Annotated in this window: 18 protein-coding genes; 2 read left to right on the top strand and 16 right to left on the bottom strand. The window is 59.1% G+C overall.

Going from position 1 to position 21,624, the window contains the following annotated elements:
* Positions 1-98 precede the first annotated feature (98 nt).
* From SH664x_RS09335 to SH664x_RS09315, 5 genes are all read right to left on the bottom strand, one after another.
* Positions 99-2,498, bottom strand: a complete 2,400-nt coding sequence (locus SH664x_RS09335) for an ATP-binding protein (protein WP_437206923.1) — start codon at positions 2,496-2,498, stop codon at positions 99-101.
* Positions 2,499-2,899: 401 nt separating this feature from the next.
* Positions 2,900-3,937, bottom strand: a complete 1,038-nt coding sequence (locus SH664x_RS09330) for an SDR family NAD(P)-dependent oxidoreductase (RefSeq protein ID WP_437206921.1) — start codon at positions 3,935-3,937, stop codon at positions 2,900-2,902.
* A gap of 1,057 nt (positions 3,938-4,994) precedes the next feature.
* Positions 4,995-6,011, bottom strand: coding sequence for a D-2-hydroxyacid dehydrogenase (locus SH664x_RS09325; protein ID WP_437206920.1), 1,017 nt, complete (start codon positions 6,009-6,011; stop codon positions 4,995-4,997).
* 45 nt (positions 6,012-6,056) lie between these two features.
* A complete protein-coding gene (locus tag SH664x_RS09320) occupies positions 6,057-7,271 on the bottom strand; it encodes a mandelate racemase/muconate lactonizing enzyme family protein (protein ID WP_437206919.1) in 1,215 nt (404 codons plus the stop codon).
* Between the two features lie 116 nt (positions 7,272-7,387).
* Positions 7,388-9,175 carry a sialidase family protein gene (locus SH664x_RS09315; RefSeq protein WP_437206918.1) on the bottom strand — a complete coding sequence of 596 codons (1,788 nt, stop codon included), beginning with the start codon at positions 9,173-9,175 and terminating at the stop codon, positions 7,388-7,390.
* Between the two features lie 322 nt (positions 9,176-9,497).
* On the opposite strand from SH664x_RS09315, the gene SH664x_RS09310 reads away from it, so the two are divergent.
* Both SH664x_RS09310 and SH664x_RS09305 read left to right on the top strand, forming a co-directional pair.
* Complete coding sequence (locus SH664x_RS09310) at positions 9,498-10,607, top strand: GntR family transcriptional regulator (protein ID WP_437206917.1); 1,110 nt, start codon at positions 9,498-9,500, stop codon at positions 10,605-10,607.
* 19 nt (positions 10,608-10,626) lie between these two features.
* Positions 10,627-11,382 (top strand): phytanoyl-CoA dioxygenase family protein, encoded by a 756-nt coding sequence (locus SH664x_RS09305; RefSeq protein WP_437206915.1) that lies wholly within the window; start codon positions 10,627-10,629, stop codon positions 11,380-11,382.
* 22 nt (positions 11,383-11,404) lie between these two features.
* Here the strand turns inward: SH664x_RS09305 and SH664x_RS09300 are convergent, their stop codons facing one another.
* From SH664x_RS09300 to SH664x_RS09250, 11 genes are all read right to left on the bottom strand, one after another.
* Positions 11,405-12,877, bottom strand: a complete 1,473-nt coding sequence (locus tag SH664x_RS09300; RefSeq protein WP_437206914.1) for a hypothetical protein — start codon at positions 12,875-12,877, stop codon at positions 11,405-11,407.
* A 7-nt stretch (positions 12,878-12,884) separates the two neighbouring features.
* A complete protein-coding gene (locus tag SH664x_RS09295; protein WP_437206913.1) occupies positions 12,885-13,364 on the bottom strand; it encodes a RidA family protein in 480 nt (159 codons plus the stop codon).
* Positions 13,361-14,452, bottom strand: coding sequence for a dipeptidase (locus SH664x_RS09290; RefSeq protein ID WP_437206912.1), 1,092 nt, complete (start codon positions 14,450-14,452; stop codon positions 13,361-13,363). Before SH664x_RS09290 ends, SH664x_RS09295 begins: the two co-directional genes overlap by 4 nt.
* Positions 14,449-15,402, bottom strand: a complete 954-nt coding sequence (locus tag SH664x_RS09285) for a 3-hydroxyacyl-CoA dehydrogenase family protein (protein ID WP_437206911.1) — start codon at positions 15,400-15,402, stop codon at positions 14,449-14,451. Before SH664x_RS09285 ends, SH664x_RS09290 begins: the two co-directional genes overlap by 4 nt.
* 147 nt (positions 15,403-15,549) lie before the next feature.
* Entirely contained in the window at positions 15,550-16,395 is an 846-nt protein-coding gene (locus SH664x_RS09280) for an amidohydrolase family protein (protein WP_437206910.1), read from the bottom strand.
* On the bottom strand, positions 16,392-17,312 hold the full coding sequence (locus SH664x_RS09275) for a dihydrodipicolinate synthase family protein (protein WP_437206909.1): 921 nt from the start codon (positions 17,310-17,312) through the stop codon (positions 16,392-16,394). Before SH664x_RS09275 ends, SH664x_RS09280 begins: the two co-directional genes overlap by 4 nt.
* Positions 17,309-18,424, bottom strand: a complete 1,116-nt coding sequence (locus SH664x_RS09270) for an alanine racemase (protein ID WP_437206908.1) — start codon at positions 18,422-18,424, stop codon at positions 17,309-17,311. Before SH664x_RS09270 ends, SH664x_RS09275 begins: the two co-directional genes overlap by 4 nt.
* Positions 18,418-19,212, bottom strand: a complete 795-nt coding sequence (locus SH664x_RS09265) for an SDR family oxidoreductase (protein WP_437206906.1) — start codon at positions 19,210-19,212, stop codon at positions 18,418-18,420. Before SH664x_RS09265 ends, SH664x_RS09270 begins: the two co-directional genes overlap by 7 nt.
* A complete protein-coding gene (locus SH664x_RS09260; RefSeq protein ID WP_437206904.1) occupies positions 19,209-20,228 on the bottom strand; it encodes a Gfo/Idh/MocA family protein in 1,020 nt (339 codons plus the stop codon). Before SH664x_RS09260 ends, SH664x_RS09265 begins: the two co-directional genes overlap by 4 nt.
* 1 nt (position 20,229) lies before the next feature.
* Positions 20,230-21,057, bottom strand: coding sequence for an HpcH/HpaI aldolase family protein (locus SH664x_RS09255; RefSeq protein ID WP_437206903.1), 828 nt, complete (start codon positions 21,055-21,057; stop codon positions 20,230-20,232).
* Entirely contained in the window at positions 21,036-21,623 is a 588-nt protein-coding gene (locus SH664x_RS09250; RefSeq protein WP_437207200.1) for a sulfatase-like hydrolase/transferase, read from the bottom strand. The genes SH664x_RS09255 and SH664x_RS09250 overlap by 22 nt, the downstream gene beginning before the upstream one ends.
* Between the last annotated feature and the right edge of the window lies 1 nt (position 21,624).

The following is a 21,624-nucleotide window of genomic DNA, read 5'->3' as shown; positions in this document are numbered from 1 at the left end:
GCGGCGCCCGCATTCGTCTGCTTGAATGCGGGTGTGTTCGGCGGACAGCAGTGACAGGACTTCGAATCAAAAATGGACCGCTATCCGTCGCACTGCTCTTATGGTGGCTTCCGCAGACCCTGATTGCAATAGGTCACCATCATTGCCAGCAGCGCTCCACGGTCGATCGGCTTCGCCAGATAGTCCGAGCAGCCCACCTCCAGACACCGTTCACGGTCACCGGCCATGGCTCCCGCAGTCAGGGCGATGACGGGAAGCTGATATCCTCGAGCCCGGATTTCCGCGGTCGCGTCATAGCCGTTCATGACGGGCATCTGCATATCCATCAGGACCAGCGCGAAAGGATTGGCGTCCGGATCGGCAGCATCAAGGGCCTCAAGTGCTTCCGCTCCGTGATTGACAACGACAATTTCGTCAACGATCGGCTCCAGCATTCGCTTGAGCATAAATTGAATCGCTTTTGTATCCTCGGCAATCAGGATGCGAGCCGGAATACGGACATCCAGCGACTCATTTGACTCCTTCTGAGACCGACGCTCGGTCAGTTCGTCGACGGTGAAGAGGGACTGCTCCCCCTCCATTCCAAATGGAATGGAAAAGCGGAACATGCTCCCCTCGTGCAGCTGGCTGACAACAGTCAACTCCCCTCCCAGCATCTGGACCAGCCTCTGGCAGATTGTCAGCCCCAGCCCTGTCCCCCCCACGCGGCGGACGATCGAATCATCCACCTGAGTAAAGGCGTCAAAGATCGCTCTCAACCTTTCGGCAGGAATCCCGATGCCTGTATCGACGACCGAGACCTGCAGCAGGGAGTTCTCCGAATCCGCCTGAATGCGGAGTTCCACTCTCCCCCTTTCAGTAAATTTAATGGCATTACTCGTGAGGTTAATAAGAACCTGACGAAACCGAAGCGGGTCCGTGTGGATCACTTCCGGCAGCGCTGTGTCAAAGCAGGTGATCAGTTCCAGTCCTTTGGCACTCGCCTGCGGGTCCATCAGCGACCGCACGTCGGCGATCGTGGCCATGATCGAGCAGGGCTCTTTATGGATCTCAAGCTTCCCCGCTTCGATTTTGGAGAGATCAAGGACGTCATTGAGAATTCCCATCAGCAGTTGGCCCTGGGAACGGATCGTTTTGGCCGTCGCCCGCGGTGCTTCGCCAGAAAGTTCCCGGCACAGACTGTCCGCGCAGCCGAGAATCGCAGTGAGTGGCGTGCGGATCTCATGGCTCATATTCGCGAGAAATTCGCTCTTGGCCCGGTTGGCGGATTCCGCCACGATCTGAGCCTCCAAGAGACGTCGCTCGTTCGCCACGCGATCTGTGATATCTGTCTGCAGGCCGATGAAGTGCGTCACCAGTCCGTCATCGTTGGTCACCGGTGCGATCTGCAGATGATTCCAGAAGGGCTGTCCATCGCGCCTGTAATTCAGTATCGTCACTTCACATTCGACCTGATTCCGAATGGCCTGGCGCAATTCGTCGACCGCGGTCGGGTCAGTCTCCGGGCCCTGCAGGAACCGGCAGTTCTTCCCGATCACTTGGTCCAGCAGGTAGCCTGTGAGCACCTGAAACGCCGGATTCACATAGATAATCGGATTTCCCGAGGTCCGGGCATCGGTAATGACGATGCCGTTCGTCGCAAACTCGATCGCCCGTGTCCGGACCCGCAGGGCTTCCTGATCGGCCATCTGATCGGTGACGTCGAAGTTGACCCCGACCATCCGTTCCGCTTTGCCGCCGGGAGAGCCGATCACGCTGCCGCGCGCCTGTAACCAGCGGTACCCCCGTTCGGGAATGTAGAGCCGGAACAGATGATTGAAGTGCTCCAGCCCATCTATCGCCTCCCGCAGCGCACGGTCCAGAGCTTCGCGGTCATCGCGGTGGACCCGCTCAAAATATTGTTCGGCGGTGATCGTTCCCGAACGTTTCCCGAGGCCGGTCAACTCGATCTCGGTCGCGTCGAGTTCCATCGTGTTCGGCTCAAGATTCCAGCTCCAGGTTCCCATCCGACCGGCCAGCAGTGCCAGTCGCAGCCGTTCGTCGTTCTCCTGGATCCGCCGGTGGGCAGCGCGGACTTCAGCGGTCCGCTCACGGACTTCCTTCTCCAACTGCGTGGGGCTGCGCAGCGTCAGCACGATCGGAAGCATCGGCAACAACGAAAGCAGAGTTGCCCACGAGGCAATGGCGGTCACCAGCTTGATGACCGCCGACAGCCGGTAAACCGGAACCCAGAAAATAATCGCTTCCAGCAAATGTACCGTGCCACAAGCAAAGATAAATGTCGCAAACAACCACCAGACCCGGGTCATCGGCAGGTCAGGCCGCCGCTTGAGAAAATAGATAAACACGAGCGGAATGCAGACATAGGCTGTAAACGTCCCGAGGTCTGCCAGAATATGCAGCCAACCCCAGAACGGGGCATCTGCCCACCCGGTGCCGCATTCCCATCGAGGCGGAAATCCATCGGTCTCGAAGATCGCTGAAATCCAGTCCAGCATAGAGAACAACGCCTCCGCCCCCGTCGTCTTCAGTTTACCGGGAGCCGGCTTTGCGCTCCGGCGCCCGACTCCACGTCTCCGTTCCCGACCGACTCACAGAGAAAGGAATTCCAGGAACAAGCTCACGTTTAAAACGTTCTTCTCTCATCTCCTTCACCCGCTGGCGGAAGTTCGCCGAACAATCGATCCAGATATTGTATCGCCCCCGGGCGTTTTACCGCAAAGGGTGAATTCGTTCGACTCTCCCGGCAGCATGCGGACAAATGGATTGACACCGGAGATCGCTGATGAATAAGCGCCGAAACTTCTTTCCATTCCGCTGCACAGCGAGATGACCCGCCTGAACGTCAGCGGAAGATTCCTTCGCTGACCGGGCTGCAGTCGCAGTGGAGATAGAGGATTCAGGGAGATATCGGGCGGAGTTCATTATTCTCTGCAGCGGCCTGTTCCGTCAGTGTCGTCAACAGGGATGGCGACCAGACAGACTCACTCTGATAACCAAGTGCCGTCTCCTGACCAATTCCCCCCATTGCGGGGAGCAGTCGGTCACTCAGATTCGCGAATTCCTGCACCAGTCCGGGTGCAAGTTGCTGGGCGAGCATCATCACGTTCCAAGGCTGCCGAACGAGAACTTCACGGCTTCCCGCCTGGCAGGCCTGAAGAATCTGGGTGGCGGCCTCCTCAGCGGGCATCGAAATTCCTGGCAGTGAATCGCCGATGGAGAACCAGGCGTACTCTTTGCGATGCTGGCCTTTGAACTGAGCATTCCGCGGGCTCCCGGTCCGCATGAGTCCGGGAATGGCTGTCGTCACCAGAATTCCATCTTTCAGCAACTCGGCCCGCATCCCCTGTGACAATCCGATGAGGGCAAACTTGCTGACGACGTAGGGGAGCAGGTGAGGCATCGCCAGCTTCCCGCCGAAAGAGGAAACGTTGACGATCCGTCCAGTCCCCCGCTCCCGCATGCGGGGCAGGACCGCGAGAGTGGTGTGCAGCGGCCCCCAGCAGTTCACCCGCATGATTTTTTCGAAGTCTTGCGTCGTCATGGCTTCGAGAGGGCCTACCTGAATAATGCCGGCGCAGTTGATCAGAATGTCGATCTGGGAAAATGCCTTGAGCACTTCCTCCACCATGCGCTGCACTTGCGACTGGTCACTGACATCGCATGGGATTGCGAAGACGTCGCCCCCCCGCTCGCGCAGCTCAGCAGCCGCAACATCCAGGTCGGCTTCGGTTCTCGCACAGAGAGCGACACGGGCACCCGCATCGACCAGCTGCCGTGCCATGACGAGCCCCAGCCCCCGGCTCCCTCCGGTCAGCAGGACGGTTTTCCCCTCAAGGGAAATCCAGCGTGACTGACGCACGATTGATCGGGCAGCGAGCGCTGCCCCGGCTGCGATGCCAACTCCGACGAGCAGTTTTTTTGTCAGACTTGCCATGAGATTTCCATGATTTTTCCGGCCCAAGGGATCGGTCGCAGGACAGACGCGAGGATTCAACAGACCAAGGCGAAGGGAGGTCGCTCCGAAACGATTCACCTCCCGTGAGAAGCAAATCGAATTCCGGAATTCGGCAGGACGTCGGAAATCTGCACCCCGTGTCCCAGGAATCGTGCACGCCGGCAGGATTGCGTATTTATTGCATGATTCTGGAACACCTTGAGGGGTCACGAGATCGGACAGACCGCGCTCCGGACGGGCGATGGATGTTCGCTTCGCAACCAGTTCTTGAGGCCTCCCATCGTTGCCTCTTACCGAAAGATGCATCGCTCTTGGCCTGAGGGATTCCAGGAACTGCTAGACGCTGACTTGTGAAATTTGCGGCAATCCCGACAAGCAGCTCCTCGCTTTTCCCCTGTCATATTGCGAGTACTTCACCCTTGTGATCCGGCACAGCGGGGAGTGGCCCGGACTACGAAATCACCCTGACCGAACTCACCCCTTTTGTCTGCTCGGATTGGGGACGGAGAGATCGGCCCGGGACTTCGTGGCTTGATGAATCAGCACTCGCAGCTGCTTTGAATTTCACGGAAGGCAGGCCATCCTGTCCCAACCGGGTGCATCGTCGACCGTTCTGAGAGGGTGTCCAATAAGTGTGTTATGCGAGGCGTTTGACCATCAATTGGCTTGAGGCGACATGCAGGAAGGATTGATCGCTTTCCGAACTGCGTTTGCTCTGTTGAAAGGTCTTCTGGAACCGGTGTGACGAATGCGCTCGACGCGGTTGATGAGCAAGCCGCCACGCACGAACATCCTGTTGGAAGTCATCGCTCTCCCTGTGGATTGCGCGGAGGCATGTGACGCCGTATTCGTATCGCAACAGCCCTCAGGAGTTCACGCAGGAGCAACTCCTCACGTGCCTGACTCTGCGGGCTGATTGAAAGACCCCCAAGCGGGGATTGATTGAGCTTCTCGAGGTCTCTGACTCGGTCCGAAAGCGCCTGGGGCGCGGTCGGTTTCGCTGCTGCGGAAAACGCCCGAACCGAAGGATCGCGTTTTATTTGCCCTGCAGCTGTGCCACAGTCAACTCGTTAAGCAGCGGGGCCTGGTCTATGAAGCGGCGCGTGTTCTGCACCTGGATGTCCCAGATCCTGTCCAGAAAGTTGGGATTCAGGGATGAGCCGGCAATGTGGGGGGTGAAGATCACGTTCGGCTGCCGCCAGAATTCGTCTTCGGGAGGTGTCGGGTACTGATAATGGGTATCCAGTGCCGCCCCTGCGATCCAGTTCTGCTGCAGTGACTTCAGGAGTGCTGCGCGTTGAATGATGGGCCCCCGGGAGGGATTCAATACAAACGCTGACTTCGGGAGCAGCTTCAATTCCCGTTCTCCGATCATTCCTTCCGTAGCAGAGGTGAGCGGCAAGGCAATGATCAGGAAGTCGAGTCCCTGCAGAAACTCAGCGGTCTCCTCCGCTGTAAACACCCGATCGGGCAATGTTCCTGCTGGATCTCCTGTGCCGGGGACCGCATACATGAGGCCGCGAGAACCAGTGCCATGCCGGGTGAGAACATGCACTTTGAGCCCCATGAGTTTGGCCAATCGTGCGGTCTCACGACCAATCCCTCCATAGCCCCATAAGCCCACGACGGAACCGCGCAGCTCGCTTTGAAATGCGGCGCTGCGGTCCCAGCGCCCCTGCTCCTGGTTGTGGAGCATCTGACGCAGGTTGCGGCTGAGATTCACCATCATGGCGATGTTCCATTCTGCGATGGGAACATCGAAGCAGCCACGGGCGTTTGTCACCCGGATTCCTCGACTGACCAGATCCAGACCAAAAATCTGGGTATAGCCGGTGGAGGAAAGCTGGATCCACTGCAGGTTGTCGAACTCGCTGAAGTTCGTGGGGGGGCGGGTGCAGAATAGCGCATGCACTCCCCGCAGACGTTGCGGGTCAATTTCCCGGAATTCTTCAGACGGGTTTTCGAGGCAGTCAATCTGCAAGCCCGGAATCGTCTGCAGTTCCGCCAGCTTTTGCGGATTCACAGGCATGTCGACCAATAAGTTCACAGCCATTTGTTCAGCCTCGTGACGATTGATCGCGACACGTTAAAAGGGCGTTCAGTGATTCAGGATCTTCCCGGGGACGCTGTTGAATTCTCCCGTTCCGGGGATAAACGGGAACCGCCGTTTGATCTCGTCGGTCAAGACGATCCCCAGTCCGGGACGTTCAGGAGGAAGCACGTAACCGTCCCGAATCACCAGCCCGCCGTCGATCATTTCCGTATGTAGCGGTCCATAATCGGGTGGCACCTCCAGCATGGCGGTGTTAGTGACCGCGAAGCCGGCATGCACGTTCTGCATCAGCGAGGCGCCGGCCCCCCACGCGTGCGTGGCGATCGACCGGGATCGGGCTTCCAGTTGGGCAGCGACTTTCAGGAACTCTCCAAGTCCCCCCATGAACGAAGCGTCCGGCTGTCCGATGTCGAAGCAATCCTGATCGATGAAGGCCCGCCATTCGGAACTGGCGGTCAGGCACTCTCCCCCGGCAATGGGGAGTGCCGTCGCGGCGCAGAGCTTTGCGTAACCAGCGGCATCGGTGTAGTGCAACGGCTCTTCGAGAAAGAAGAGGTCAAACGGGACGGCAGCGTTGGCGACGGCCGTGGCAGTTTCCACATTCCAGGTGTTGCTGTGGCTGTTCCCCATGTGTCCGTCGAGCATCAGCCAGGCGTCGTGGCCGATCTTCTTTCGCATGAAGTCCAGTTTGGCGGCCTCAAACTCCGCAGCTTCCTGCGGCTGTCCGGGAATGTACCACCCATTCTCTTTTGAATAGCTCCCGACTCCGACTTTGATGCCACGAAAGCCGAGCGAGAAGTAATGGTCGATCTTGCCAGCCAGCCGGTCGAGTGGATAGTTGCTGGGGCCCCCGGTGGCATAACAGGGAAGACGTTGATGGCGACAGCTGCCGATGACACTGTGAACCGGGAGTCCGAGCAGCTTTCCCTTCAGATCCCAAAGTGCGGCTTCGATCCCGTTCAGGACGGATACCCCCAGGCCGACGCGACACCAGAAGTTCCCGCAGTGATACATCCGTCGCCAGAGTTCGGGGACATCGTCGACAGTTTGGCCAATCAGAATCGGGCGGAAGAAATCGACGATCGCCGGCACCGCTTCGGGACAGAAGTAACCGGCATACGTCTCGCCGATACCAATCAAATCCGTATCGGTGAAGATCTCGACCATCGCCACGCTACGCAGCTGACGGGCTTCGCTGAGAAACGGATCATTCGTGCAGGGGCCTGTCAGTAAGGTGGTCCGAACGTCAGTGATCACCATGGGAATTCCCCCGAAGACTTGCAGAACGGCAGTATTCGAAACGGGTGAGCAAGGTGGTTGTTAGCGGCAGACCTGAAGTGTGCCGCTAAACCGGACGCCGAAGAAATTGTTTCGGATCACGGGGTCCAGAAAGTTCCCCCGATGAAATACTTGCCAGACTGGTTGTAGTAGTAGACGGTCAGAATCCGGCCATCTTCGAGCTGAATGGATTCCGGATAGCCGACGTCCCAGTTCAGGAAGTCGTTGCGGATCTGAACTTCTGTGCTCAAATCCCAGGTCGCGCCATTGTCATTGCTGAAGCAGGCACGAACGCCGCCCGGTCGGGCGTGCAGCGGAGTGCGGATCCCGTAGGTTGCCATCACCCTCCCATCCGCAAGCTGGATGAGATCGACCGGATGCCCATGCAGATCGGTTTTCTGCGGAGGTGTCCAGGTGAGTCCCTCGTCGTCGGAATAGGTCATCCAGATGGCATGGTCCTGACCGTGATTTCTGAGCCCGGCAATGAGCCGCCCCGATTTGGTGCGCACCAGCCCGGGCTCCACGAAACCGCCGAGCAGCCCCTTCGGGTCGCCGGCCATGACGGCGTGGAACTTCCAGGATTTTCCCTTGTCGGTCGAGCGAATCAGGACCGCTGCGCGGTTCTTTTCATCACCGTCAAAGTTGTAGCCGATCAGTCCCATCAGGATGGAACCGTCCGGCATTTCGATGGGAGCATCGGTCGGTCCTTCCACATTCTTGAATGGCATGTCAGTCGTGTCGACGTAAGCTGGCTCCGACCAGGTATGGCCATTATCCGTGGAGCTGATGATATAGCTGCCGAGAAACCGGCGCTGAGGTTCCTGCAGATGCTGGCGATCGTTGAAGATATAGGTTCCGTCGTCGCGGTACAGGTTGTTATAGAACACGCCGACGATGATCGTGCCGTCGGACAACTGAATGCCGCACCCTTCCCGTTCATCGAAATTCTTGATCGCAGCAATTGTCTGCGGTTCTCCCCAGGTCAATCCGCCGTCCTTGGAGCGGATCATGATGACTTCTCCATCACGGGCATAATGGTCTGTCGCTTCCCGAGTCATCATCAGCAGTTCGCCATTCTGCAGCTTGATCAGGTCGGCGGGATGCAGGTGGCGATGGCCGTTGGTGTAAATGACTGTGTGCTGAAAATCGTGATTCGCCTGCTGCTCTCCGTAGAGGGCATTGGCGAGCGCCTGAATGCTCTGATTCGTTGCGACCATGTCCTGCCGGAGTGTTTCGACTTCTCCCTGCAGAGAGGAGACGGTCTCGGTCATCACATCGCGGCGCTCCTTGATCATGAACCATCCCCGCTCCCAGGCAGGAAAGGAGGGGATTTCGACCTTGATTGTGGCCGGCTTGCCCGCCTCGATCATGGAGGCGGGGACAGTCAGTTCATACAGACCGCTGTTACCGTTGAGCTCCTGCTGGCGATGCGTCCCCGTGAATGGAAACTCGACCCGCTTGGAGGTGTATTTGAGCCGGCAATCACCGTCGGCCCAAGTGATGTCGCGGTTGTAGCCCAGCGTGAAAGTCACCGCATAATGACCATTTACACTGATTTTCGCTTCGGGACCTCGAGCGAGTTCCGGGGGCAAAGGGGAACTGGCGGCAACAAAGACAAAAGTGGCCGCTTCTTTCTCGGGGACGATGGCCGATTTCCAGATGACTTCGTTCTGCTTCCATTGGCCGGGAGCCCACCAGGCGGCGGTGGTGAAACCTTTGGCCATGCCGCGGTAATCGCGAGTGGCTCGGCCGTTGCTGGCGTCGTAGTGGAATTCGATCTGATCGAACCCTTCCACACGTTGGGGAGGTGCCCCCTCAGCGATGGCCGAGAGGCAGAATGCCATGCACAACAGGGCGGCGGACCAACACTTGAACATGTCAGACATCGACAGCAACCTTTCTGGTCACCTCCGTTTCGGGACCTGCAGGGACGGAGGAGTTGGTTTGGAGGAGACTTGTCAGCGCCGAAGGAGTTTGTACTTGATTTGTAGGTATCTTTTCAAGACAATCGGCATTCAGGTCCAGGAAATACTGATGGCGAATCAAGCAGAAACCGAAGCAAGCGGCTGCTTTTCTTTTGAAAAAACAATAGAACATGAGTCTCAAAAGAATTTTTTTTTGGACGTGGACAGATTGTGGGCCAGTGACGTTGAGCATGTCTCAGTGAAACATTTGTCGGAACAAAGCTGCACATAAAGGCGAGGGGGGATGGACGCAGTCGACACACTTCCGAAACACGAGCAGCTGAGAGCGTGGTTGATTCGCGAGCTTCGCGAAGGACGCATTCGCCCGGGGGGAGCACTCCCGACCGAGCATGCCCTCGCCGAAACAGCGCAGGTGTCTCGCAATACGGTCCGGCAGGCACTGGCGGGACTTGAAAACGCGGGGATGATTCGCCGTATTCCGGGTCGCGGTACGTTTATTCACGAAGATGCCCTGAAACGGCTGAATGCCGGGGTCGACATCTTTGCCCTGCTCGTGCCCGACACGCGAAGCGGCTTCTACCCCTCTCTGCTGCGGGGTTTCCAAAATGCTTCCTCCGACCTGAGGCTGCAAGTCATCGTCAGCGATACTGAGAACGATCCCCATCGGCAGGCGGATACCATTCTGCAGCTCCTGGATCAGAAGATCGCCGGCATTGCCATCGTGCCGACGACGATTCCGGCGACGCCGGCCCATCAGATTCGCCCGCTCCAGGACCGGGGAGTACCGGTCGTCTGCTGCCACCGACCCGTGGAAGGGATTCAATCTCCGCTGGTGACATTTTCACCGGCACTCGTCGGTGAGATGGCCGCCCGCGCGCTGCGGGAGGCGGGACATCGGCGAGTGGCGTTTCTCGGCGCACAACGGACGCCATTCACAGAGGCGTACGAAAACGCGCTGCGGGAGACGCTGGCAGCGGGGGGCGGAATCGTCCCCAGGGAATTCGTCTTCTGGGATTCCACCGCCAAGATCACTCCCGCGCATGAGCGGTTCGTCGAACAGACACTCACGAAGCTGCTGCAACACCCGGAACCACCGACGGCGATATTCACCCCTTTCGACTCTGAAGCGGAACTGATCTATGTGCTGTTGAACCGCATGGGGGTGTCGATTCCCGATCAGATGTCGCTGATCGGTTTCGGGGGCACGTGGCGGGAAGGGGCGATCACCAGTCGACTGGTGTCGGTCGCCGTTGACGAAGAAGAACTCGGGCGAACCGCCGTCCGGCTGCTCAGCGAAATGCGCAGCGGCGCGCGTCCTTTGTTCGATCAATCCGTTTCCATGATGCCGTTGACTTTATCCGCCGGCTCCACGCTGGCCCCTCCGGCCCGGTGACAGACCTTGAGGAGATTGCATGCCCTACGCCAAACACAAAAGCGAATACGATCGCGAAGGGTTCACCATTGTCCGCCAGTTCCTCACTCCTTCCGAACTGGGGATGTTGCGGCAGGAACTGGACGGGTTCATTCAGAACGTCGTTCCTACACTCGCCAGCAATGTGGCTCTCTATGAGACCCCGGGCCAACCGGACACATTGAAGCAGTTGCAGGCGATGGCAGCCAATTCCGATTTCTTTCGGGCCTACTGTGATAATCCGAAATGGAAAGAGCTCGCCGAGGCGATGCTGGAAGAGCCAGCCCATTGTGATGATCCGGAATGGTTCAACAAGCCGCCGAAGACGACGCATCCCACTCCTCCGCATCAGGACAATTATTACTTCAAGCTCGTCCCGCCGAATGTGCTGACCATCTGGTGCGCCCTCGACGACGTTGACGCCGAGAATGGGTGCCTGCGCTATGTGAAGGGGTCACATCTGCAGCCTCCCCGTCCCCATCATCTGAGCAAGGTTGTCGGCTTTTCGCAGGGGATCAGCGATTTTGGCGAGGCTGATCTGACAAATGAAGTGGAGATCCATCTGCAGCCGGGAGATGTCACCGTGCATCATGGTTGGACCATCCACCGTGCCGAGCCGAACCGCTCCACCACGCGACACCGCCGTTCCTTTGCGATGGTATTCAAAGGAATCAGCTGCCGCCGCGATGAAGCGGCCCATCAGCGCTATCTGCAGTCGCTACAGCAGCAACGCGCTGAAGCCGGGATGGTGTCCTGATCAATCGTGGGATCTAAGGACATCAATTTTCAGTGAACTGCAGCGAAAACAGATCGGCATCCCGCATCTCGATCTGCATACGAATTGGACCGGGAGGGAGTTCCGAGCCTTTCCCCTGCCAGAGCGCCGTGCGATCCAGTTCATTGCCAATCAGTTCAACGCTGTCGGCGAGCGAATAGCCCGGAATCGGCGTACCGTCAGGCTGCTGAAGCTCGATCCGGATTCCCCCGGCCGCCGATGTGGCGAAGTTCAGGGAGAGTCGCTGGCCATTGAAGTTGAGCGGCTTTGTGAGGGCCGTTCCGGAAGAGGCTCCGGCATGCAGAGCTCCCAGTCCATCGAGCCGGAGTGCGTAGCGGCGCAGGTGGGCGGTCGGCTGTCCGTAGTCCTGATTGACGTACAGCGACATCTCGTTCAGTCCGGTCTGCACGATGTTCAACGCGGGGTAGTTGGTCCGGGAGACCCAGTTGGAATAGCCGATCCCCGGCCGGATAAAGCCTTCTTCGAACGTGCAGTCATACAGGTTGCCGCCGCGCGAGGTCATCAGCATCGCATCGCTCGTGTCACCAAAGTACTGGGCGTGAACGTCAATCTGTTCCGCCTGCTCCTTCGTCAGCACTTGACGCCCCTGCATGAACCGGGCGGGTGTGGCCAGATACAGATGCGGCGCGCGGAAATACGGCTGGGTCTGGTTCGTGTACAGCTGATACCGGGGGATTTCGCTCCCTGTGTTTGAATATGTCATCACCTCGGGAGGCGTCCAGTTAATGAAGTCGGCAGACGTGGCGCGGGCGACTCCGCGGACTTTGTTCAACACGCGACGGTAGTACAAGACGTAACAGTTTTCCGTCGGGGACCAGAAGGCCAGGTTCTGGGAATCGAAGACCCAGCCTTTGTCGGAGAAGATTGGTCCGTCCTGCAAACGTCGCCAGTTCAGCCCATCCGCGGAGACGTAACAGTGCAGTCCTGTTTTGGCGATCCCCCCAATTGCCTTGTAACGCTGCTGCGGATCCGCGTTGGGATTGGTATCCAGAAACGGACAGAAGTTATGCGTCACCGGTGAGGCGTTGGACAAAACGATGTTGTTTTCTTTGGAGCCGTCATAAGCGTATTGTCCCACAGCGGGCTTGGTCCAGACTTTGCCGTCCCGTGATTCGGCATAGCAGGTCAATTCATCCGGACTGCCGTCGAAGACCTTGTCGGTCTTGGGGGCATGGCCACGGTAATAGGCGCGATACAGGTCACCATCCTGGATGATCGTCACATATCCGCTGAAAGTCCCTTCCCACGGGTGATCGAAGGCAAAGGCGACTCCGGCATCCTGCGGGCGTTGCAGTTGCAGTTCAAGTCCGTGGAGAGAATCGAGCAGAAACCGGTCGACAAACAATTCGCGCCGATTGCCGATGTCGACGGGTGTCGCAGAAGTCTGAGCCTCTGCGGACCCCAAAAACCCTGCAGAGAACAAGACCGTCAACAGCCCTAACCGAAGCATCAGCATGTCCATTTCAGTTCGAATAACCAGACTTCAACTGCAGAATCATTTCCACTTCAACGCTCGATCCGAGCGGCAGCTGCGCCATTCCGAGAGCCGTGCGGGCGTGACGTCCCTGCTCTCCCATGACGTCGCGGACCAGTTGGGAGGCGCCGTTAATGATCAGATGCTGTTTCGTGAAGTCAGGCGTGGAATTGACGTATCCGGTGATCCGGACGACCCGTTCAATCACATCAAGCGAGCCGAGATGCTTGCTCACGACTCGCAGGACGTTCGCAGCACACAGCGCGGCCGCCCGCGTTGCCGCTTCCTCGGAAATTTCAGTGGGAACTTTACCGACGCTCACCAGTTCGGTTCCGTCAAATGGGACCTGCCCCGAGGCATAGACGATATCATTCACAACTGTCAGCGCGTCGACCAGACTCCCTTCTGCGGGGATGCGGTCGAGGGGAAAACCCAGTTGTTCGAGCTTTTGTTCACGTTGTCGGATCATCGGGTGCTGCCCCCCTGTGGCAATGCTAAGGAAAAGAGTCGCAGGAAATTTCCAAAGAAGATGGCTTCGATGTCCGGTTGCGAATAGCCGCGCCGGCTCAGGATGCCGGTCAACTTCTGCAGGTCGGCGATCGTGTCGAGATCTCCGGGTGTCTGCTCAGTACCGAAGCCGCCATCGAGATCGCTGCCGATGCCGACATGCTGCGTATTACCGGCCAGCTGACAGATATGGTCAATATGATCAGCGGCCGCTTCGATGCTCACTTCGGAAGGATGCGATTTATGGATGACCCAACCGGGGGAGAGCATCCAGGCATCGAAGGCCATGCCGATGACCGCATTCCGCTGAATGAGGCGATGAATCTGCTCGTCCGAGAACTGCCGGTCCCCCGGAACGAGTTTGCGACACATGTTGTGGCTCGCAAGCACCGGACCTTCATAGTGGTCGACAATCTCAAAAAAGCCCGGTTCTGCACAGTGAGTCAGGTCGACAATCATCCCGAGCTTCTGAAACTCCCGGAGCAGTTCGCGGCCGACCGGCGTGACCGGTCCCTGCGCTCCGGTCCCCATGGCATACGGCCCTTGTGCGTAATGGGACAGGCCGACGCAGCGCAGCCCCAGATCCCACCATTCTCGGGCATGTTGCGGAGTCAGAATTGGATCGGCCCCCTCCATGGCCAGAATCAGGCCGATGGGACCGTCAGCCGTCTTCTGCTCCCAGAATGATTGCAGATCCTCACGCGTGCGGATCATCACGATTTCGCCCAGCTCTTCGAGCAGCTGATAATACTGCACCTGCCCTCGCCCCACTGAAGCGGCGATGTGCTGATTGCGAAAATCGAGATCCCGGCGATTGAATCCGGCGGGCGGACAGACTTCCGGCTTGGAACGGACCAGGACCGTTCCGAGACACAACCTGACCCTGGCGCGGCGCAGTTCCGGGAGTGTGACCGTGTTGCGCCCGCGCGCGCGGTGATCGGTCATATGTGCTTCAGCACTCCGCACCTGATCGACGGAGAGCGTCAGATCACGATTCCACTGCAGCGCGCTCCACGACAAATCGAGATGAGCGTCGATGATCGGAATCATGTGGATTCCTCCATTTTCAATTCTTCTCTCATCTGGTTCACCTTCCAGACGTTTTCCGTCCACAGGTGTTCCCAGGCCCGGGCTTGCTGCGGAGTGTATTCATAAAATCCGCGACCGTTCGCGATTCCGAGCGCCCCATCGTCGACCAGCTGGTGCATCATGGAGGGGACCTCCTGTGTGCGGCTCAATTCAGGGAAGAGCCGTTCCATCACGCGGGCATAGGCCGGAACTCCTGTCAGATCCATCCAGCGGAACGGTCCGGCGATATTCGCCCAGACCGACAGCGCGTTCCGGAACGCCCGATCGATCGTCTCCACATCCGCTACGCCATTTTCCAGCAGCCAGAACGCTTCTCGATACATGGCATAGCCCAGCCGGTTCACGATGAACCCGGGAACGTCTTTCTTTACCAGTGCGGGATCCTTGCCCGCGATTTTGCCCAGCTCGATGGCTGCCTGTGCCGTCTGGTCGTTGGTCAGTTCGCCACGGATCACTTCGAGAAAGATGGTGAGATGGCAGGGCTCGGCCCAGTGCATGCCCACCACCCGCTCGGGGTGCCGGCAGGATCCCTGCAGCAACGTGATCGGCAGAGCCGACGTGTTGCTCGCCAGCGGAATCTCGGAACCGATGACCGTTTCCAATTGGGCGAAGACCGTTCGCTTGGTTTCGAGATCTTCAGCCACGCTTTCAATGACAAAGTCGCAGTCGGCGAATTGCTCGAGTGAAACGACCTCGTGATAACGTTGTGGCCAATCGGCGGCAGTCTCCATTGAGACGACCTGCCGGGCCTGCATTTCTGCGATGGCCGCGGTGATATGCTGCCGGGCGGAATCCCGGACGGCAGCCACTCGATCGGTGGCGAAGACAATCAATCCCCGCGACAGCAGGCAGGTGACGATTCCCCGTCCCAGCAAGCCCAGTCCGACGACGCCGATTTTTTGCAAAGCCATGGTTCGTTCACAATCTCCGAAGTCAAACTCGCGGGCCGGCCGCGACGGGTTGGGGAGTGCTGATGAGGGACCGTAGGCCGACGAATCGCCGGAGCTGGAGCGACGGGAAGCCCCAGACGTTCCCAATTCCGGGCTTCGATTCACCGCTCAGGCGAGCCCCAGCAGGGTCAGGGAATCGCGGTGAATCATTTTCTCCAACTGGTCTTCATTCAGCCGGGGGAGGTTGGTTCCTTCGACCATGCTGTTCAGTTTTCGCAGCCCGTTGACGGATTCGTTGACGGTGGTGAACGGGTAATCGGTGCCGAACAACACCTTGTTCCACACCCCGTATTCCTGCACCAGCATCAGCGACTGATACAGCTGGAAAGGACGGTAATGCAGGGCGGAGACATCGGCATACAGATTCGGATGCTTGCGGATGGTGACGATGCACTCTCCTTCATACGGATGCCCCAGATGGGCGAGAATCATCTTCACTTCCGGAAAGCGGATCGCGACCGTGTCCAGATGCCGCGGCAGCGTGCACTCCAGCGGCGCCTGTGAGATGAAGGTCGTGCCGGTGTGCAGCAGCACCGGCAGCTCGTGCCGGCTGGCGTAGGACCACATCGGGTCCAGCAGTGGATCGTCGGGGCGAAAGCCGGCATACATCGGCAGCAGTTTGATGCCGCGCAGCCCCAGTCCCTGATGCCCGTGTCGCATCTCCCGTTCCCAGCCCGGCTGCGTCGGGTCCAGGCACATGAAGCCGATCAGCGTATCGGGATGCTTGCTGACATAATTGGCAACGTATTCGTCTTCGACCCATTGACCGCTCAGTCGGGCCTTGCCGCCGAAGACGACGGTCTTTGTCTCCGGGGGACAGGTCGCGCGGTAATCCTCGTAGCGGACGGTCAGATCGACTTCCTGTCCGGCGCGAGCCCGCATTGCCTGCTTCACAAAATCGTCACCAAAGTGCAGCGGGTACTCCCAGACGTGGCTATGCACATCGATAATCATGCCTGCTCCTCAATCGTCCGGCCGAGAATCCTGAAGAGCCGGTCGACTTCCTGTTGTGTTTCGGGATCGAGTTGATAGCCCCGGGGCCCGCGGGTGATGGTGTTGCGGAAGACTCCCTGCTGCACCAGCAGGTATTTTTCAATGGCGAGGAATGCGTCCAGTGAGTGCTGCAGCGCGACAATCGCACTGATCGGCATGGACAGCGAATAAGCCTGCTGTTCCCGTCCGGCGCTGAGTGCCTTCCACAAAGCGACGATGCCCGTGATCAGGTCGGCTCCGGGCATGGTGCCGACGATGCCACGATGGAAGCTGTCGGCCAGCGCGATTCCCCCGGTCCCTTCAAAAATGCGAGCCTGTCCTCCCGTTCCGTCCCGTAGCTGCGACAGACGGGGACCGATCGGTGTCGCTTCCGGCTTGAACAGAATCCTGTCGCCGCCGAAAGTCCGCATCAACTGTGCCTGAAACGCGATCGACATCGGCCGGCCGACGTACCCGCTGGCATCCTGCACGATCACTGGCAGCGGCGTCGCCGTGACGATCCGCTCGTAGTAGCGGAACAGTTCATCCTCCAGCGGGCCGATCGAGATGGGGGGAATGGCCATGAGTGCCGTTGCCCCGCAGTCTGCAGCGTGTTTCGACAGGCGGACGGCGGTGGTCGTCGATTCAGTGCCGACACTGATGACGACCGCTCCGCGTCCCCGGGCAAACCGGCAGGCCAGTTCGGCCAGTTGCCGCCGCTCCTGATCATCCAGCCGGAGAACCTCGGAGACCATTGCCATCACAATGCCGTCGGAGCCGCGCTCGAACAGCCAGTCGATCTCACGCTCCAGCGTGTCGCTGTCAATGGTCTCATCTTCATGAAACGGTGTTTGAAAGACTGGCAGAACTCCCGCCAGGGTGGTCGACGATGCCGTCATGTCAGCAGCCCCCGCGTGTCAATGTTGATTTTTTCCAATGCTCCCCCAGAGTATTGGCCCCAGACGACTCCCTGCAGGTTAATGCAGGGACAGATATGATTCGGGATGATCGTGACCCGGTCTCCGATCCGCGGAGTCGCCGGCGATTCTGCGAGGTCGATCTCGCCATGTTCTTCACTGAGGCGGACCAGACGGGCACCAGGGTATTCGAGCACCAGACCGTGCCCGGACTCGGGTTTGGTCACATTCCGGTCGCTGGTCAATGTCTTCGTGCCGGCATCAATCACCGCCTTGCCGGGAACGGTGGTGCTGACGATGGTGCAAACGATGCCAGCGGCACAGTCTTCGAGGCTGCAGAATCCCCCCTGCACCGTGTTCATGTCGTTGAAGATGTAAGTCCCGGGGCGGATCTCGGTCTGGCTCGAAACTAGATGGGACTGAAACGCGGTCGGTGTCGAGCCACCGGAGACAATGCGTGCCTCCAGCCCGTCGCGACGCCAGCAATCGATCGCTTCACTGATGATGGCTTCGACCTTTCCCAGATCGGTAGCCTGCTGGGCTCCCGAGGACCAGACATGGCCAGGATAAAAGAAAAGTCCGCCGAGCCGGAGCGCCGGATTCAGGGAGACGACTTCTCGGGCTAGCAGCAGGGAATCCAGCGCACTCTGCACTCCTGTGCGGTGAAACCCGACGTCAATATCCACCAGCACGCTGATCGTGGAGCCGGCGGCCTGCGCCGCAGTCGCCAGCGAGCGGGCACCGGCGGACGAATCGACCGCGACCCGCACCGTATGCCGCTTTGCCAGCTCAGCGATCCGCTGTGCTCGAACGCTATCCACAGCGGGGTAGGCTATCAGCAGATCGGAAGAGACGCGGGACATGGTCTCCGCTTCCCCCACCTTGGCAATTGTCAGTCCGCTCGCGCCGGCCGCAAGTTGCCGCTCCGCGAACGACAACGACTTATGCGTCTTGGTGTGAGGACGAATCTGCAGGCGGTGGCTGGCCGCGTACTCGGCCAGCCGACGGATATTCCGGTCGACCGTGGCGATGTCGATGACCAGCGACGGGGTCTGGGCAACGGCTTCCCGTGCGGATTGAAAAGTCTCTACCATGCTGTCCAGCCTCCATCGACTACGAGATTCTGGCCCGTCACATAACTGGCGGCCTCGCTGGCGAGAAATACAACGGCCCCCTTGAGTTCTGAGGCCGTCCCCATCCGCTTCATGGGAGATTTGGCTTTCAGCCTTTCCACCATCTCGGGGGGGGCATTCCCGGAAGGAAACGGCCCCGGACTGAGACAGTTCACCCGAATCCGGTCCTCCGCCCAGTAGACCGCGAGGTGACGGGTCATCTGCACGATCCCGCCCTTCAGGGCATGATAGGCGACCGGACTGGCCGCCCCAATTCCGGCATAGGCATCCGGATAGGAGCCCACCACTCCATACATCGAGCCAATGAAAATCAGGCTTCCCCCTGACTGCCGGTTGACTGCCTGATCACGGAAGGCCCGTGCGAGAAGGAAATACCCCGTCAGATTCGCCAACTGCTGCTGAAACTGTTCGCCGGTCACGGTTGTCCAGTCGCTCCCTAATGCCTGATGGGCGTTGTTGACGAGAATGTCGATCCCGTCTGCGGCTTCGCAGGCAGCTTCCATCCCCCGCTGTAGAGAGAGTTCGGAGGTCTGATCAATCTGGACAGCGGCGTGCGGACCTGTCGGCGAAACAGGCAGCTGATTCGCGAACGCCTGCGCCTTTTCGATGTGGCGGCTGCTGACGACGACGCGTGCTCCCGCCTCCGCAAGGGCTTGGGCCATCGCCGATCCCAGATGCCCGGTCGCGCCGGTGATCAGCGCGGTCTTCCCGGCAAGGCTAAACAGTTCCTGAACGGATGGATTGCTCATGCCGGTTCTTGCTTTCCCGGTGCCTGCTGCCAGGTTCCCTGGTCCGCGCTGGCGAGTACCGCCAGATTGGTCTGCAAGGTCGCGATTCCCTCTTCCAGAGAACAAAGCGGGGCCGCCCGACCTTCAATCGCATCCAGGAATGAATTCGCCTGACGGATGAATAAGGTGTCCCGCGCGAGCGTGACGGGTGCAGAATCGGTCCAGGGGGTGTCGGGGGTTTCCATCACCCGCCAGCGTGCCTGATGACTTTCGAACCGCAAGGTTCCCCGCTCGCAGGCCACTGTGATGGTCACCTCATTGGGAGCCTGATGCTGATTGAGTGTGTAGTTCCCCATCACTTGCCCATGCCGGGCGAGCACATGAGCCGTATCCTCGACATCCACATGCGGCAGGACCTGATGCCCGACATCCGCAACGACCCGGTCGATAGGGCCGACAAGCCATTCGCCGACGTTGAGAATGTGGGTGAGTGCATCCTGAACGGCTCCTCCTCCCGATTCCCGTCGCGTGTAGTAAGTCTGGTGATAAGTTGGCCGATACGTTGGAAAGTGCTGGCCACAGGTTGCCACCAGCTGCAACGGCAAGCCATATCGCCCACTCTGCAACGCCTGCCGCATCTCCGTCAACACGGGGTTCGCCCGATAGACATAGGCCACGGCCACAATCCGTTCCGTCCGTGCCCGTGCCTCGAGTAGTTGATCGACTCCAGTCAGGTTGATGCTTAAGGGCTTTTCAATCAGGACATGGAGCCCGGCAGACACGAGTTCATTCGCCTGTGGTAAGTGCAAGGGCGCTGGCGTGGCAATGACTGCTGATTGCACGCCTTCAGCAATGGCGGCACTGAGGGATGCATGGAGCGTCGCCGATGGGTAGCGGCTGGCGATCTCGGCAGCCAGTTCCGCGCGCGGCTCCACAAAGCCGACCTGTGCCCGCTCCGTCGCCAGAAAGCAGCGCAGGTGCCGCTCACCAATCGAGCCGGCTCCAAGAATGACAATCTTGTGAGATGATGCCGGCACGCTAGTTCCCCGCGAGATAGCTGTTTGTGCCCTGGGAGCGGGGACCGATTTTCATCCCCAGCTTCTCTCCGGCGGCTTCCCGTAACTGGTCGAGTCCCTGCTTCACGTAGACCAGATCGCAACCGTGAAATACCAGCCGCGCACCCATTTCAATATATTGGTGAGCGACATCGAGGCTTCCACACGTCGCCGCCCAGTGTTTCCCCGCCTGACGCGCCGCGCGGGCGACCCGTTCCAATCCAGACTGGATACTCGGATGTCCGAACTCGCCGGGGATACCCGTCAGAACGCTGAAATCCGCCGGGCCGAACATCAGCATATCCACACCGGGGACGGCCAGAATCTCATCGGACTGATCCAGAGCTTCCGGCTCTTCGACCTGAATGATGACATACGTGTTTTCGTTGGCGCGCTTGATGTATTCCTTCATCGGTGTCATTAGAAACGCTGTATCGGCTCCGCTGCCGTCGAAGCCACGCTTGCCAAGGGGGGCGAACCGGGCCCACTTCACGACCTCGGCGGCCTCGGCGGCGGAATCGCAGCGGGGATACATGATCCCGGCTGCGCCGGCTTCCAGCAGGCGCGCCATCCGCATGAACTCTCCTTTTCCCGGACGGGCGACGACATCCGTTCCTCCCACACGGGCTGCCTGAATGAGCCGGCTGGCCGATTCCACGGAATGAGTGTGATGCTCCAGGTCGAGCCAGATGGCGTCAAATCCCATCAGGCTCGTCAGCTCGTATACGGAGGGCTCATTCAGATGCAGACTAACCCCCAGAGACGGGAGACCCTGCTTAAGGTTTTCGATTACACGGCTGGTTCTGGCCACCGACAAATTCCATTTAGGTAAAAGAAATAAACTTCAATCTTGCGACGGTCCCAGGGGTGGGCGTCCGCAAAGTTATTGGATGCGAAGAACGGCTGATCGCTCTGATCGAAGAAACCGGCTGCCGCGGCCGCGTAGTCACTGATGTTCCGATGATTGAAGTTCACATCCGGAATGGCGCGGACGTCAACGGGAAAACTCTCTTCGTGCAAAACGTGCAGATTGCCGATCAACCCGATGCGATCGCCTGATGCCTTCAGTGATGAAAAGGCACCAGGCACACTTGCGTCATACCTGGTGAACCGGTGAGCGCACAGTCCGATTTGCCCGTTCTGGTGAGGAAAGTGGCCTGTCAGAAATGACGCGCAGGAAGGACTGCAATCGGCAAAGGGGACGAAGGCCCACTCAAATCGCACTCCATGGGCGGCCAAAGTGTCCAATCGTGGAGTGCGCGCCGCTCCATCACCGTCGCACCCGAGTTGTGGACTGTGATCCTCGGAAACGATCAGCAGCACGTTCGGTCGTGACGGCACGGCACCGCGGCCCGCATTACCTCCCGCAGCCAACATG

Source organism: Planctomicrobium aquicomposti (genome assembly GCF_051466325.1).
In the GTDB taxonomy this organism is placed as follows: Bacteria; Planctomycetota; Planctomycetia; order Planctomycetales; family Planctomycetaceae; genus Planctomicrobium.
The sequence above is the reverse complement of the archived record's forward strand: the minus strand, read 5'-3'. Positions and strand labels throughout refer to the sequence as shown.

What these genes read in the sequence shown, in the direction of transcription:
- SH664x_RS09335 (WP_437206923.1), bottom strand. Translation starts at nt 2,498, where the DNA reads ATGCTGGACTGGATTTCAGCGATCTTCGAGACCGATGGATTTCCGCCT.
- SH664x_RS09330 (WP_437206921.1), bottom strand. Translation starts at nt 3,937, where the DNA reads ATGGCAAGTCTGACAAAAAAACTGCTCGTCGGAGTTGGCATCGCAGCC.
- SH664x_RS09325 (WP_437206920.1), bottom strand. Translation starts at nt 6,011, where the DNA reads ATGGCTGTGAACTTATTGGTCGACATGCCTGTGAATCCGCAAAAGCTG.
- SH664x_RS09320 (WP_437206919.1), bottom strand. Translation starts at nt 7,271, where the DNA reads ATGGTGATCACTGACGTTCGGACCACCTTACTGACAGGCCCCTGCACG.
- SH664x_RS09315 (WP_437206918.1), bottom strand. Translation starts at nt 9,175, where the DNA reads ATGTCTGACATGTTCAAGTGTTGGTCCGCCGCCCTGTTGTGCATGGCA.
- SH664x_RS09310 (WP_437206917.1), top strand. Translation starts at nt 9,498, where the DNA reads ATGGACGCAGTCGACACACTTCCGAAACACGAGCAGCTGAGAGCGTGG.
- SH664x_RS09305 (WP_437206915.1), top strand. Translation starts at nt 10,627, where the DNA reads ATGCCCTACGCCAAACACAAAAGCGAATACGATCGCGAAGGGTTCACC.
- SH664x_RS09300 (WP_437206914.1), bottom strand. Translation starts at nt 12,877, where the DNA reads ATGCTGATGCTTCGGTTAGGGCTGTTGACGGTCTTGTTCTCTGCAGGG.
- SH664x_RS09295 (WP_437206913.1), bottom strand. Translation starts at nt 13,364, where the DNA reads ATGATCCGACAACGTGAACAAAAGCTCGAACAACTGGGTTTTCCCCTC.
- SH664x_RS09290 (WP_437206912.1), bottom strand. Translation starts at nt 14,452, where the DNA reads ATGATTCCGATCATCGACGCTCATCTCGATTTGTCGTGGAGCGCGCTG.
- SH664x_RS09285 (WP_437206911.1), bottom strand. Translation starts at nt 15,402, where the DNA reads ATGGCTTTGCAAAAAATCGGCGTCGTCGGACTGGGCTTGCTGGGACGG.
- SH664x_RS09280 (WP_437206910.1), bottom strand. Translation starts at nt 16,395, where the DNA reads ATGATTATCGATGTGCATAGCCACGTCTGGGAGTACCCGCTGCACTTT.
- SH664x_RS09275 (WP_437206909.1), bottom strand. Translation starts at nt 17,312, where the DNA reads ATGACGGCATCGTCGACCACCCTGGCGGGAGTTCTGCCAGTCTTTCAA.
- SH664x_RS09270 (WP_437206908.1), bottom strand. Translation starts at nt 18,424, where the DNA reads ATGGTAGAGACTTTTCAATCCGCACGGGAAGCCGTTGCCCAGACCCCG.
- SH664x_RS09265 (WP_437206906.1), bottom strand. Translation starts at nt 19,212, where the DNA reads ATGAGCAATCCATCCGTTCAGGAACTGTTTAGCCTTGCCGGGAAGACC.
- SH664x_RS09250 (WP_437207200.1), bottom strand. Translation starts at nt 21,623, where the DNA reads ATGTTGGCTGCGGGAGGTAATGCGGGCCGCGGTGCCGTGCCGTCACGA.